This is a genomic window from Bacillus sp. B2-WWTP-C-10-Post-4, assembly GCF_009183805.1.
Classification (GTDB): Bacteria; Bacillota; Bacilli; order Bacillales; family Bacillaceae_G; genus Bacillus_A; species Bacillus_A cereus.
Map to the genome: position 1 here is coordinate 1 of NZ_WEII01000104.1, position 13,179 is coordinate 13,179.

The following is a 13,179-nucleotide window of genomic DNA, read 5'->3' on the forward strand; positions in this document are numbered from 1 at the left end:
CAATGTGCTGTTTTATATACTTCTTGAATCGTTTTATCATACAACTTGCTATATGCTTCTTTATTTCCTGATAAAGTTAATTGGATTGAATGTGCGTAATCTATTTCACCCTTCATATTCCAGCCCTCCTTTGTCTTACACTATATATTGGCAGGTAATTCATATTTCGTTCGATTTTTTTAAAGTTTTTTTATATAAATTAATATTATGATTCATTGAGTTCATAAGCTTCACTTATAACCACACATAACTATTATATAATTTTCCAATTTCTGATAAAGATTTAAAATAATTTATATAGTCAAATTTAGGAGGATATATGATGAAAGCTATCGTTGTAACGTCGTTCGGTGGTCCTGAAGTGATGAAATATACAGATTTGGATATACCGGCTATTTCAGAAGATCAAGTTTTAATTCGCGTTGTTGCTACTAGTGTAAATTTCGCTGATATTAAATCACGTTATGGTAAAAAAGGAAATAAAGCACTACCTTTTATTCCAGGTATAGATGCCACTGGTATTGTAGAACGTGTCGGTTCTCATGTGAAAAATATTCACCCAGGACAACGTGTCATTGCTTTTCCTCAAAATGGATCTTACGCAGAATACGTTGTTGCAAATGAAAATCTTACTTTCGTATTACCCCATGAAGTTGACTTTCAAACTGCAGCCGCTTGTCCAATCGTATCTTTTACAAGCTATAATTTACTCGCAAATGTTGCAAGGCTTCAACAAGGTGAATCTGTACTCATTCATGCGGCTGCTGGCGGAATTGGCACTACTGCTATTCAACTTGCTAAACTATTAGAGGCTGGAACAGTTATAGGCACTGTCGGAAGTGAAGCAAAAAAAGAAATTGCTTTAGATGCTGGAGCTGATTATGTTATTTGTCATCAAGATGAAGATTTTGTAGAGAAAGTCAATGAACTGACAAATGGTGAAGGGGTTGATGTAATTTTAGACTCTATTTCTGGAACGGTTTCTGAAAGAAGTTTAAACTGCCTTGCTTATTACGGTCGCCTCGTTCATTTCGGTAATGCTAGCGGTGAAATTGGTAACTTTCAAACGAAAGATTTACATGCAAGTTGCCGCTCTATACTCGGTTTTAGCTTTGGAACCACACGAAAAAAGCGTCCTGAACTGCTCCAAGAAACTGCAAATGAAGTTTTCCGTTATTTGCGTGACGGACGTTTACAAATTAAGGCTACGAAATCTTTTCCACTTCAAAATGCAGGGAAAGCACATGAATGGGTCGAAAGTAGAAAAAGTACAGGGAAAGTAATACTAACTGTTTAGTCCTCTTCCTGAAATGAATACTGGAAACAGAGGTGGCATTCATGGGATCACGAATTATGCATGTTATTATCGCTAGTGGTATTGCTGAGAAACTATCAATTCACGATAAGACTTCTTTCTTACTTGGAGCTGTAGCCCCTGATGCTGTTCATTCAAAAAAAGAAAAAGGAACCTCACATTTTTATGCCGGTACAACGAAGAACTATACGAGAAGAATAGATTATGATTCATTTTTTCATAAATATGAATCACATATAGATTCCCCATTTATTTTAGGCTATTATACCCACCTCATTGCCGATGATAATTGGCTAAGTGGATTTTTTCTACCTTGGCTAAAAAATAGAATAGAGAATGACGAAACTATCGCACCCCTGTACTATAACGATTTTAAATTGTTAAATGCAAAGTTGCTTCATCATTACGATCAAGAACAACAGCTTTTCTCTCTTCTCAATCAAGAGGCTCACATTGTGGATATTGAAGAGGTTTCTAAAGAAAACGTTTTAGCTTTTCGAAAGTATCTTTTTGAAGATATGTTGTATCCAAAGCAACATTTGCATGAAGACTTACAAGTATTTACGTTTGATCAAATCGTTGGCTATATTGAGACAGCTATTGAAAAAGGAGTATTTTTTATTAAACAACTCTCTAATGAAAAATCCACTTCAAAAATTTAATCCCCCTCAAATATATTTGAGGGGGATTTTCACATAGCAATATTATTATTGGTTCTTCTCCATAACTGCAAAATAATTCCCTTCGCTATCAGCAAAGTTAAACACTTTACCAGAAGGCATAGTTACCATTTCTCCAACAGTAACATTTTTATTTGTTAAATCTGTATATAGTTGATCAAGATTTTCTGAGAAGAACATTAAAGACGGTGTACCAAGATTCAATTCTGGGCTCATTTTCGAAATAACTTCTTTATTATGTAATATAATGCTCGTTTCCGCACCGCTTTTCGGAGCGATTTCAATCCATCTCATTCCTTGCTTATTATCTTCCTCTGCAACTACATGAAACCCTACCTTCTCCGTCCAAAAATTTACTGCCTCATCTTGATTATTTACATATAACATAATTTGTCCTACTTTATGAATCATTACATTTCCCCCTAATGGTTTTTATATTCTATGTAGCTTTCTACAAATACTATCGTTATTCCTTTTGAGTTGGTATGTACTTCTTTGCAAAATTTATCGACTGACTCATCCCATCCAGTTCATCAAAATAATCATTTCTTTCAATCATGTTATATCCGTCGAATCCAATTTTATCTAATACTTTGAAGAATATATCGAAATCTACTTCACCATTCCCTGCTGCGACTTCTATATACTTAGTTGAACGATCACTTTTCACTTCTTTACAATCTTTAATATGAGTTTGTACTATATAATCTTTTAATAGTAATAAACCTTCTCCCGGATTTTCATTTACATCACTTATTAAATTTGCTGGGTCAAAGTTAACAGCTAGTCCTTTCGAGTTTGCAGTTTCTAAAAATCGTTTTAATACTATTGCTTTTTCAGATCCCGTCTCAATGGCGAAGAATCCTCCAAATCTGAACGCTAAGTCCCCTATTTCATTACAAACACGTAGCATTTTATCATAGTACTCACTATTTTCATCATCAGGGATTTTCCCAATATGGGCTGTTACTATGTTAGCTCCTAACCTTAACCCTTTATCAGTAATATATTTAAAACTCTCTATTACACATTCAGCTTCAGTTCCTATTATTCCATTTTCTCCGAAGCTAATTGCTAATGACGGGACTTGAATCTCATTAAAAGATAAGTTTTCTTTTAATGTATTCCATTGTATCTTTGAGATGTTAGCTAAGTTGAAAGTCGGATTCATAGCATATAATTGAATATATTCTAACCCCCATTCTCTCGCCTTTTTTATTCCTTCGTTTACTTCAATATATTTCGTATTCAAAAACATTCCTAATTTCCTATCCATATATGTACCTTCTTTTTATTATTTCGCATCATTTTAATATACGACTTTTTTATATTATTTCCTCGTATAAACCAAATAAATAAACTACCCTTTTTTCGATACTCCCAGTAGAAGCATATATATGATAGGCACATTAAAAACACTAATACAATTCCCATTATCACTTGTTTACAAACAAAAAAGACGTAACTACAAATAGTTACGCCTTCTCCATCATTTATCTAGGCTTTTTCTTCCCAGTAAATGCTGGTTTCTTTTTCTTTGGTGCTTTCGGTTTCGTTTCTACAAATGATCCTTTGAACATTTCTTGCTTCGTAAATACGATGCCTAGTTTTTTCGCAAATTGCAGTAATTTGCGCTCTTCTTGTGGTGTTACAAGAGATACGACAGTTCCTTCTTTGCCCATACGTCCAGTACGTCCTGAGCGGTGAATATATTGGTCTACTGTGTCTGGTAATTCTAGGTGAATTACGTGTGTTAAATCGTCAATATCGATACCGCGCGCTGCAATATCAGTAGCAAGTAGAATTTCTAATTTCCCTCCGCGGAAAGCACGCATTGTCGCTTCACGCTCTTGTTTACTTGCTTCTGCATGAAGAGCCGCCGCTTTCATTTTACGGAATTTCAATTTCTCTGTAATTTCATCTAAACGGAATGGATCGTTTAAGAAAGCAACTGCTTTTACATCGCCCATATGCATAATTCTTCTTACGTAATCATTTTTTTCGCGTCGCTCACAAATGATATACGTATGCTCAACTAAGCTTTTTGATTCTGCACGTGTTACACGTACTAATTGTGGTTCCACTGCTAAATCACGTGCCGCATCTTCTGCCGCTTTTGTCATTGTCGCCGAGAAGAATACTAATTGACGATCGCGCATCGTTGATTTAATTACATCTTGCACTGCGCCCATCATTTTTTGCTTTACAATTTGATCAAACTCATCAAATACAATTGTTTTTACTTCATGCATTTTTAGCTTTTTCATACGAATTAATTCTAAAATACGGCCTGGTGAACCGACAATTACTCTTGGGTGTTTCTTTAATTTTTCAACTTGGCGCTTAATATCTGCACCACCAATTAAAGATGCACCTGAAATTTCAGTTCCTGCTGTAAACTTTTGAACCTCTTCATGAATTTGCATTACAAGTTCACGTGTTGGCGCTAAAACAACAACTTGTGGCTGTTTTACTTCAGGATTAATTTTATGTAAAAGTGGTAATAAGTACGCTAATGTTTTTCCTGTTCCAGTTGGAGATTCAGCTATAACGTCTTGTCCTTCTAAAATAGTTGGAATCGCTTGTTTTTGAATTTCAGTTAACTCTTTAAAACCAGCCTTCTCCCAAGCTTGTTGTAAAAATGGTTGCATATCTTTTATCATTTGTTTTTCTCCTTTATCTCTATTTTTGAAGAAAATGCTGTATTGTTCGCACCGTTTCTATCATGTGTGAAATAACAGCTATTAAATCATCAACATGGTCTTCTGTAATCGCTTTTTGAAATAGAACCTCTACCTTATTATGATATGAAATCGCTTGCTTATTATATTCGTATGAAACTTTCTGCATAATCATTCTTTCTTTTCCCCATATAGAACGCATTAATGTTTCAATTTCTTCACATTTTACTTCTGGTTGTTCTAACGGGAATGAAAATGCTAGCTTCATCTCACAACCTGGTGTAAACTGAGGCACTTCTAGTATTTCACCAGACAAGTTCTTTGCATCCACAGATAATGAAAATGTTGCTTCTACTAATGGTTCAAACGGTTCTGTTAATTGAAATGAGATATGATATATACGACTTAATGAAGCAAGATCCATCATATCTTTTCGATCTGTTACAAGAATATCTCCATGTAGATCAAAATCATACACAGCACCTTCTACGATTACTTTTAAATTGTCAAAAGCAGTTGGATCAAACATAATTTCCTCCAAAAAACAGGCGCCTTTCGATGGAAAGGCGCCACTTGATGTATATATAGTTTACAGATAAACGAGATGAATTACAACCTTTTAGAATAAACCTACTGCTTTTCCATCTTCATTTACATCCATTTGAAGTGCTGCTGGCTGTTTTGGAAGACCTGGCATTGTTAACATTGTACCTGTTAACGCAACGATAAAGCCTGCACCGATCGATGGTTTTAGCTCACGAATTGTAACGATAAAGTCAGATGGACGACCTAATTTTGTTGCATCGTCAGAAAGAGAGTATTGTGTTTTCGCCATACAAACTGGTAGATTACTCCAACCTTCTCCTTCATATTGAGCTAATTGCTTACGTGCTTTCGGAGCAAATTCAATATCTTTTGCGCCATATACTTTTTGAGCAATTGTACGAATTTTTTCTTCTAATGGTAATTCTAATTCATAAAGTGGTGCGTAGTTGTTTTCACCTTTTTCGATTTCTTTTAGTACTTTTTCAGCAAGGTCAACTCCGCCTTGGCCACCTTTCTCCCAAACTTCTGTTAAGGATACTGCATAGCCACGCTCATTACACCACTCTTGTAAGTATGTAACTTCTGCATCTGTATCTGTAATGAATTTATTAATTGCAATTACGAAAGGCACACCGAAGCTTTGAATTGTTTCAACATGCTTCTGTAAGTTTTCCATACCTTTTGCTAATGCATCTACATTTTCTTCTTTTAATTGATCTTTTGCAACGCCGCCATGCATTTTAAGCGCACGAATCGTCGCAACAATAACAACTGCTTCTGGTTTAATGCCAGCTGCACGAGCTTTAATATCTAAAAACTTCTCAGCGCCTAAATCAGCACCGAATCCAGCTTCTGTAATAACATAATCACCTAATTTTGCTGCCATTGTCGTAGCGATAACACTGTTACAACCGTGAGCAATATTCGCAAATGGTCCGCCATGAATAATAGCTGGTGTATTTTCTAACGTTTGTACTAAGTTCGGTTTTAATGCGTCTTTTAATAATAGTGTCAAAGCACCTTCTACACCTAAGTCTTTAACCGTTACAGGTTGATTTGCAAAGTTATAAGCAACTACGATGCGAGATAGACGCGCTTTTAAGTCTTGAATATCTGTTGCAAGGCAGAATACGGCCATAATTTCAGATGCTACTGTAATGTCAAAACCGTCTTCACGTGGTACACCTTGTACAGGTCCACCAAGACCAATTACTACGTTACGAAGGGCACGATCATTTAAGTCAACACAGCGTTTCCAAACGATTTTACGCGTATCAATTCCAAGTGTGTTTCCTTGTTGGATATGATTATCAATAAACGCTGCTAATGCGTTATTGGCAGTTGTGATCGCATGGATATCTCCAGTAAAGTGAAGGTTAATGTCTTCCATTGGTACGACTTGTGAAAAACCGCCACCTGCTGCTCCGCCTTTTAATCCCATCGTTGGTCCAAGAGATGGTTCGCGAAGTGCAATTACTGTTTTCTTACCAATTTTGTTAAAAGCTTGACCTAAACCAACTGTTACTGTTGATTTACCTTCTCCAGCTGGAGTTGGGTTAATCGCTGTTACTAAAACAACTTTACCGTCTCCCTCATCTTGTAAGCGCTTAAAAATATCAAGAGATAACTTACCTTTATAATGCCCGTATGGCTCTAATTCATCTTCTAAAATATTTAAATCAGCTGCAATTTCTTGAATCTTCTTCATACTCGCTTCTTGTGCGATTTCAATATCGGATTTCACTGTTGTAGTAGTTGTCATATACCCTAGTCCCCCTTTAATTGGTTCTGATGATATTGTATCAGTTTTTTGTATTTTCTGCACTTATTTACCTCCTAAAAATTCTTTCATTTCTTTATACGTTTTTTAACATAAATACCCATAAGAATGTTAACGATTGTTGTAACTCTGTAGGTAGTTGACCTAACATCTTCTCATTTACTCCGCGCTTATATACGCCGATGCCATCTATAACTTTAAAACCTTGTTCTTTCGCTAACTGTTCAAATTCCCAAGGCATCATCGTATTACAAACAACGTCTTTTCCATACAAGCGAGGATAACTGTTCTCTCGTGGCTTTGCTGTCGGTCCTAAAATTGCAATACATGCATATCCATCTTTCTTTAACACACGCTTTATTTCATTTAACGCTCGTAATGGCTCTTCCGTCCATTCTAAAGAATTAATTGCCATAATTGATTCAAATTGCTCATTTTCAAATGGTAATGCAGAAAGATCTCCTTTTATAAAAGATAAATTCGGTCCTTCTCCGCGCTCCTTACCTTTTTGAATCATCACTTCCGATAAATCTACTCCCACTGCTTTATAGCCTGCGCTACTTAATTTATATGTACCGTACCCATCACCACAACCAACATCGAGCACTAGTGCTTCTTTCTTCACGTATTGTTCAAAAAACGGAATAATTGTACTCCTACTCCCGCTATCCCACATTTCCTGACTATTTTTATTCCAAAACTCTGCGCTACTATCCCATTTCTTCTCTGCTGATTCATGCCAATTAAATGTTGTCATACATTCCCCTACCTTCACGTATTATCACTCATTTCATTCTACATCATTTTCCAAAATTCCTGTTTTATCCCGCTTGCAGTAAGACACCTACCTCAAAATTCAATGGATGCGGACCAGTTAATGGGAGAGAACTGCTCATAAAAATCCAATTGTTGCTGGCTGATAATCAGTCGTGATGGAAAAAACTCCCTCACTTTATCTTCAATAGGAGATGGATATGTTAACGATGGAATACGTATTCTCCATTTTTTGCTTTACTTGGGTTTAACTCATACTCATGCTCTTCTCATTTTGAAAGATACTATAGATACACCCAATTGAAAGAGAGGGATGTACATGCGAAGAAAGAAAAATCATCATTTTAAAAGTGGTGAAAAAAACGAAGAGTATGCTGCTGAAATATCACCAGCTGGCATTCCAATTAGACATAAGCGTAAAGAAATTGCAAATGAGATAGAAGGTACAAATACCGGTGCAATGGTAGGCTATGTCGGTTTATTTCTTTCGTTATTCTCCATTGCTTTTTATCCAGTTACGCTCGGCTCCCTAGCAATTTTAGTTGGCCTATTAGCTGTCAATTTCGGAGCAAGAACACTTGGATATACAGCCATTGGTTTTGGTAGTTTTTCTGTTTTATTTACTTTACTTTATCCGCTTGCTTTGTCAGCGTTTTAAAAAAACACACCAAGTCATACTTGGTGTGTTCATTCATGATACAACATAATATGACCGCATCCACAACAATGTTTCGCTGTAATTTCTTGAAACACTGGATAATTTTCTTCATCTCGATGCTCAATAAATACTTTTTCAAATCGATACATGTTTGGTGCATATGCCCAATCTTGTTTCGTACGTGCATATAACGTTGAGGAAAAAAACTCCTCACCGCCACAAACAATACATGTGTTCTTCATCAATACCCCTCCTATGCTTGTCTTACTTCATCTATATGAACATAAGCATAAAAAAAAGACCTTCTATTACTAGAAAGTCTTCTCTGAAACAAAAAGAAATGTACCAAACATTCCTACTCCGCTATATTCTTTTGAAACACCAGCTTCTGTTTTAAATGTTTGCTTTACAGTCATAAAGAATACACCATTTCGTGCATCTGTACTTTCAAATTGTAGTTTTTCTTTTTTACCATCTACATTTTGCGTGCATTCAAAACTACTCTCATTACAATTCAACGCATACTTATCCTGTACATACACTTTAAAATCTGATTCTTTCGGACAAGTTATAAGTAATATTGCCACGAGAATAATACTTATAATACCCACAATTGTATAATATTTCTTCATTTGTACTCCTTTCAAATGACAAGAAAACTTGACTTCATACGCCAAGTTTTCTTAGTCAACAACCCATTGCCACTCTTGTTCTTTCTTATCAAAAATGAGCCAACCTGTTTCTGTTGCTTCCTCTTTCAATTCATCGATATTATCTAACACCTCATCCGTACTTTCATACGAACCAACTACATATACCGGAATTTCAAGACCTCTTCTTGACTCAATCTTCCCTGCTAGATCTATGTAAAGACCATCTTCCATGAGTGGAATAAGTCCCATAATCAATTCTTTTGAAATCGCTGGGAAAATTTTTGATTTTTGGAAGAAAGAAAAACGTTTCTTACCGAAAGCACCGAGTTTATACGGAATGACTTTACTTAACATTCCTACAAAATCAGCAATTCTACGATAATACACTTTGTTGTACCATCCGTCATCATGTGAAAAATAAACAAATCTATTTTTCAACAGCGGAAAGAATGTTCTTGCAAGTGGTTCTTTTTTGTGAGCCAAATATAATAATTCTGCAATTTCTTTCGGCTCTAATTCATCTAAATCGCTTGCATCATCAAAATCTACCCAACAAAATTCATCAAATTCATCAATCTCTGCTTGAATTAACTTATGTATATTTTCTTCCTCAACATATTCAAATAAAGTATGATAATGAAAATCCGTCCATTCAAAGTTATGCTTCAAAAGCAACACTTGATGAAGCGGTGAAGGGATGTTACTCGCAAACTCTTTAAACGTAATTCCTGATGTAATAAAACAATGACCTCGACGATTACCATTAATATATATCATATTCTTTACTTGGTCAGATCCTCCAGACAAAGCACCTAGCCACCTTCGTTTTATATGTTTCAATTCTATAGCATATTTTAACATGAAAAATTTTAGAAACATAGAAAAAACTTCAAAAACTATTTACAATTTCATGTGTTTTATTACATAGTGATTACAAGAAAAAACGCCTGCTCATAAGCAGGCGTTTTTAAAGGATTTCATCAGGGTTTTGAGGATGATGATTTCCCTCTTTCTTTTCTTCTTTTTGGAACATCGATTGAATTTTATCAATTGTTTGTGGAGCTAATTCAATCATTTTTTCTGCTAAATGTGTCGCATTTTGTAAATGAAGAATATTTACTCCATCTTTATTCACCACAAGAAATGCTACTGGTGTAATAGAAACACCACCCGCGCTACCGCCACCAAATGCAGCGTTACCGTTTGCTCTTTGTCCATCATTCGTTTGGAAATCAGAACCTCCTGCTCCAAAACCGAACGCTACTTTAGAAACCGTTAACACCACACCACCGTCAGCCGTTTGAACAGGCTCTCCAACAATCGTATTTACATCAACCATTTCTTTTAAATTTTCCATTGCTGCTTTCATTAACCCTTGAATTGGATGATCCACCGTTCATAACCTCCTTTGTCATATCTTTCCTAGTTTTTCCGAAAGTTTGTGAACTAAACATAAAATTTTATATTGATTTCAAAAAACTTAAGTTGTAATATTTAGAAAAATAAAAAAGAGATCGATTCGTTATGATGCGAAAATTAACAAAGAAAGATCATGAACAAGTATTCGCTTACCTAAAAGAAGAAGCAGCCCTTAACTTGTTTATTATTGGAGATATTGAAGCTTTCGGTTATGACACAGATTTTCAAGAACTATGGGGAGTATTTAAAGAGAATGGAACATTAAAATCAATTTTACTCCGATTCCACGATTCATTTATACCATATAGTAAAGAAGACTTTGTTACCACTAATTATGAGGCACTTCTTTCCGCATATAAGCCACTTAAACTCTCTGGTAAGTCAACCATTGTAGAAAAGTTTGAAACTGCTCCAAGTCTACAATTAGGCGTCAAAAATGAAATGTATTTTTGTGAATGTCTAAATGACAACAACTTACCTAGCACACCAATTCATGAAACAATTAAACTTGCCTCACTAGATGATGTAGAGCGAATTATGCAATTGCGAGGTAACATTGCTGAATTTCCGACTACCAATGAATCAGAGAAAATATTAAGGCAGGTTATCGAAACGAATACAGGACGCACATACTAGATTGAAAAAGACGGCGTGATCATCGCATCCGCCTCTACTTCCGCTGAAAATTCATTATCCGCTATGGTAGTTGGCGTATGTACACATTCGAATTATCGCGGAAGCGGATACGCTTCGCTCATATTACAAAAAATGATTCAAGACTTTACGAAAGAAGGCCGAACGCTTTGTTTGTTTTATAACAATCCAGCTGCTGGGCGAATTTATAAACGATTAGGGTTTAAAGATATTGGGATGTGGACGATGTATCGATAATAAGAAGTAACTCTATAAGAGGAAATAGTCGTAACTTAGTAATACAAGCAAATTACAAAATAACCCACACCGTTATTATGAAGATGGAGAAACTACTTGTAAAGCCGTGCCCCTAACTAAAACATGTCATGTATTCAAGCTAAATTTAGACAGATAAATGCCCCAGTTGCATCTACTCCAGCAATTGGGGCGTTTACCCTCAAATTCTTTCCACTATATTTATGAAACATTTATTCCACTTATGTCGCTATTATCATTACGTGCAAATGCTCTTTTTAATATTACTGCTTCTTATTATACTGTGCTTTAAAATCAATATATTCCTGTCTCGCGTCCTGATTATTACCTTGTTGACTATCAAAGTATGTGTGTATTTGTGATATGTGTTCTACTGACTTTCCTTCTTCATTTCTCTTTTTATAATTCACTACAATACTCACTTCCAATATCTGCTCTGAGCCCTTTGTAAACTCAATATGCAGTGCGATCGATCCACCACCATATTCATCATATTGTATTTTCAACTTATCATTAATAATATTTTGAAACTCTGATTCAGTTAATGTATATCCAACAGTACTAGGCTGACCAAACTATTTTATATCACCTCCTGGCTTCATCTTTAGTTTCCCTATCCCTTTTAAACGATCTACAATTAAGTTCACGTATGAAACATCCAGACTTGAATCCGTACTTTGTACCTGTCCATTCTCATAACTAATATTTGTACTATAATTAACTTCTTCTTTATAATTTTTATTATCTACTTCCGAGGTAATTTCTTGTGTTGTATTTCCATATAAACTTTTATCTTTCGTATTATATATGCCTTTCGAAGTTTGATAGATTGTTTTACTGTGCTCTCCATCTTCCTTTTGCTCATATGTACTATATATACCTCTTTGTTTCACATAGGCATATCCATCATCACTAGCGGACATAACCTTTTTCATGTCACCTTCATCCAATGCCTTTACTAATCTCTCATACTCTATCTTCGTCTCCCCAAAACCACATCCACTTAATAAACTTGATACTATTGACAGAGAACTATCATCATCTTAGATTTCTTCTTTAACTTCATACTGACACCCCGTTGATTTCCCTAGGCATTTTTAAGTTCATTATGTTCCTTTTTGGAAATTAATACATTTCACCTTTACTTACTGCTATTTATTTACTCATACAGATTATATTGAAGATGCTTTAATTTTTAATAGCATTAATTTATATATAATCCTTAATTGTTTATATATTCCGTTCGAATTTTCAGAAATCAAAACTTATTTTATTTCTTTGGCTTGCTTTTTTTCCTTTTCTTCATAAAGCTTTAGTCTTTTCTGACGTTCCTTTTCGTGCTCTTCCCACGAAATATAAAATGACGGAAACTTAAATCTACAATAGGCTAATAATTGGAATTCAGCTGCACCTATGGCTACCGCGTACATTACAAGAGTTCCTGCTATATACCCTGCTAATATCTCTATTTCATAATCATTATGAAAATAAATTAAAATAAGAAGGATTAGTGCATATACCGTAACACCAATCATTACGTTGTTTTTTGTTTTACTAAAAAATGAAGCTGTCCTTTCATCCATACTAAATGCTCCACTCTCTGCTTGTTTAAAGGTATCAATTGTTGTCACCAGATGAACAAAAACTGCTCCTAGAAACAATAAACCCACATACAATAATGTAATTTGATCAATCGAATAATTTGAAATTGCTGGAAGTATAAACAATGTGAATCCTATAGTTCCCAGCTGAAATGTACATAAT

General features: G+C 35.1%; 13 protein-coding genes and 4 pseudogenes. 4 read left to right on the top strand and 13 right to left on the bottom strand.

Annotated features, from left to right (window positions below):
* Window positions 1-116 (bottom strand): annotated as a pseudogene (locus GBN78_RS24650) (sigma factor); the annotation flags it as partial.
* 206 nt (window positions 117-322) lie between these two features.
* On the opposite strand from GBN78_RS24650, the gene GBN78_RS24655 reads away from it, so the two are divergent.
* Both GBN78_RS24655 and GBN78_RS24660 read left to right on the top strand, forming a co-directional pair.
* The gene (locus GBN78_RS24655; RefSeq protein WP_025966789.1) at window positions 323-1,297 is read left to right on the top strand and encodes a quinone oxidoreductase family protein; all 975 of its coding nucleotides are present in this window, start codon (window positions 323-325) and stop codon (window positions 1,295-1,297) included.
* Between the two features lie 41 nt (window positions 1,298-1,338).
* On the top strand, window positions 1,339-1,977 hold the full coding sequence (locus tag GBN78_RS24660) for a zinc dependent phospholipase C family protein (protein WP_000535630.1): 639 nt from the start codon (window positions 1,339-1,341) through the stop codon (window positions 1,975-1,977).
* 45 nt (window positions 1,978-2,022) lie between these two features.
* Here GBN78_RS24660 and GBN78_RS24665 read toward each other — a convergent pair whose 3' ends face one another.
* The 6 genes from GBN78_RS24665 to GBN78_RS24690 form a co-directional block, all read right to left on the bottom strand.
* Window positions 2,023-2,406 carry a VOC family protein gene (locus GBN78_RS24665; protein ID WP_000581467.1) on the bottom strand — a complete coding sequence of 128 codons (384 nt, stop codon included), beginning with the start codon at window positions 2,404-2,406 and terminating at the stop codon, window positions 2,023-2,025.
* A gap of 55 nt (window positions 2,407-2,461) precedes the next feature.
* Window positions 2,462-3,271 carry a sugar phosphate isomerase/epimerase family protein gene (locus GBN78_RS24670; RefSeq protein WP_069604844.1) on the bottom strand — a complete coding sequence of 270 codons (810 nt, stop codon included), beginning with the start codon at window positions 3,269-3,271 and terminating at the stop codon, window positions 2,462-2,464.
* A 217-nt stretch (window positions 3,272-3,488) separates the two neighbouring features.
* Window positions 3,489-4,658: a DEAD/DEAH box helicase gene (locus GBN78_RS24675; RefSeq protein WP_000588613.1), complete on the bottom strand. Its 1,170-nt coding sequence runs from the start codon at window positions 4,656-4,658 to the stop codon at window positions 3,489-3,491.
* Between the two features lie 19 nt (window positions 4,659-4,677).
* Complete coding sequence (locus GBN78_RS24680; protein WP_000460219.1) at window positions 4,678-5,205, bottom strand: hypothetical protein; 528 nt, start codon at window positions 5,203-5,205, stop codon at window positions 4,678-4,680.
* Between the two features lie 90 nt (window positions 5,206-5,295).
* The gene (locus tag GBN78_RS24685) at window positions 5,296-6,984 is read right to left on the bottom strand and encodes a formate--tetrahydrofolate ligase (protein WP_152127809.1); all 1,689 of its coding nucleotides are present in this window, start codon (window positions 6,982-6,984) and stop codon (window positions 5,296-5,298) included.
* Window positions 6,985-7,078: 94 nt separating this feature from the next.
* Window positions 7,079-7,759 (bottom strand): class I SAM-dependent methyltransferase, encoded by a 681-nt coding sequence (locus GBN78_RS24690; protein WP_152127807.1) that lies wholly within the window; start codon window positions 7,757-7,759, stop codon window positions 7,079-7,081.
* 336 nt (window positions 7,760-8,095) lie between these two features.
* Here GBN78_RS24690 and GBN78_RS24695 point away from each other — a divergent pair, with 336 nt between their 5' ends.
* Window positions 8,096-8,434 carry a permease gene (locus GBN78_RS24695; RefSeq protein WP_152127808.1) on the top strand — a complete coding sequence of 113 codons (339 nt, stop codon included), beginning with the start codon at window positions 8,096-8,098 and terminating at the stop codon, window positions 8,432-8,434.
* Between the two features lie 29 nt (window positions 8,435-8,463).
* Here GBN78_RS24695 and GBN78_RS24700 read toward each other — a convergent pair whose 3' ends face one another.
* The 4 genes from GBN78_RS24700 to ytfJ form a co-directional block, all read right to left on the bottom strand.
* Window positions 8,464-8,676 (bottom strand): hypothetical protein, encoded by a 213-nt coding sequence (locus GBN78_RS24700; protein WP_000798747.1) that lies wholly within the window; start codon window positions 8,674-8,676, stop codon window positions 8,464-8,466.
* 69 nt (window positions 8,677-8,745) lie between these two features.
* Window positions 8,746-9,066 carry a hypothetical protein gene (locus GBN78_RS24705; protein WP_000761174.1) on the bottom strand — a complete coding sequence of 107 codons (321 nt, stop codon included), beginning with the start codon at window positions 9,064-9,066 and terminating at the stop codon, window positions 8,746-8,748.
* A 51-nt stretch (window positions 9,067-9,117) separates the two neighbouring features.
* Window positions 9,118-9,894, bottom strand: a complete 777-nt coding sequence (locus GBN78_RS24710) for an oxalate:formate antiporter (RefSeq protein WP_000014087.1) — start codon at window positions 9,892-9,894, stop codon at window positions 9,118-9,120.
* A gap of 160 nt (window positions 9,895-10,054) precedes the next feature.
* On the bottom strand, window positions 10,055-10,480 hold the full coding sequence (ytfJ, locus tag GBN78_RS24715; RefSeq protein ID WP_000349986.1) for a GerW family sporulation protein: 426 nt from the start codon (window positions 10,478-10,480) through the stop codon (window positions 10,055-10,057).
* Between the two features lie 131 nt (window positions 10,481-10,611).
* Between ytfJ and GBN78_RS24720 the strand changes: the two are divergent.
* Window positions 10,612-11,397 (top strand): annotated as a pseudogene (locus GBN78_RS24720) (GNAT family N-acetyltransferase).
* 281 nt (window positions 11,398-11,678) lie between these two features.
* Here GBN78_RS24720 and GBN78_RS24725 read toward each other — a convergent pair.
* Window positions 11,679-12,481 (bottom strand): annotated as a pseudogene (locus GBN78_RS24725) (DUF3952 domain-containing protein).
* Between the two features lie 199 nt (window positions 12,482-12,680).
* A pseudogene (locus GBN78_RS24730) lies at window positions 12,681-13,179 on the bottom strand (hypothetical protein); the annotation flags it as partial.

What these genes read in the sequence shown, in the direction of transcription:
- GBN78_RS24670 (WP_069604844.1), bottom strand. Translation starts at nt 3,271, where the DNA reads ATGGATAGGAAATTAGGAATGTTTTTGAATACGAAATATATTGAAGTA.
- GBN78_RS24680 (WP_000460219.1), bottom strand. Translation starts at nt 5,205, where the DNA reads ATGTTTGATCCAACTGCTTTTGACAATTTAAAAGTAATCGTAGAAGGT.
- GBN78_RS24695 (WP_152127808.1), top strand. Translation starts at nt 8,096, where the DNA reads ATGCGAAGAAAGAAAAATCATCATTTTAAAAGTGGTGAAAAAAACGAA.
- GBN78_RS24660 (WP_000535630.1), top strand. Translation starts at nt 1,339, where the DNA reads ATGGGATCACGAATTATGCATGTTATTATCGCTAGTGGTATTGCTGAG.
- GBN78_RS24700 (WP_000798747.1), bottom strand. Translation starts at nt 8,676, where the DNA reads ATGAAGAACACATGTATTGTTTGTGGCGGTGAGGAGTTTTTTTCCTCA.
- GBN78_RS24655 (WP_025966789.1), top strand. Translation starts at nt 323, where the DNA reads ATGAAAGCTATCGTTGTAACGTCGTTCGGTGGTCCTGAAGTGATGAAA.
- GBN78_RS24685 (WP_152127809.1), bottom strand. Translation starts at nt 6,984, where the DNA reads ATGACAACTACTACAACAGTGAAATCCGATATTGAAATCGCACAAGAA.
- GBN78_RS24665 (WP_000581467.1), bottom strand. Translation starts at nt 2,406, where the DNA reads ATGATTCATAAAGTAGGACAAATTATGTTATATGTAAATAATCAAGAT.
- GBN78_RS24675 (WP_000588613.1), bottom strand. Translation starts at nt 4,658, where the DNA reads ATGATAAAAGATATGCAACCATTTTTACAACAAGCTTGGGAGAAGGCT.
- GBN78_RS24690 (WP_152127807.1), bottom strand. Translation starts at nt 7,759, where the DNA reads ATGACAACATTTAATTGGCATGAATCAGCAGAGAAGAAATGGGATAGT.
- GBN78_RS24705 (WP_000761174.1), bottom strand. Translation starts at nt 9,066, where the DNA reads ATGAAGAAATATTATACAATTGTGGGTATTATAAGTATTATTCTCGTG.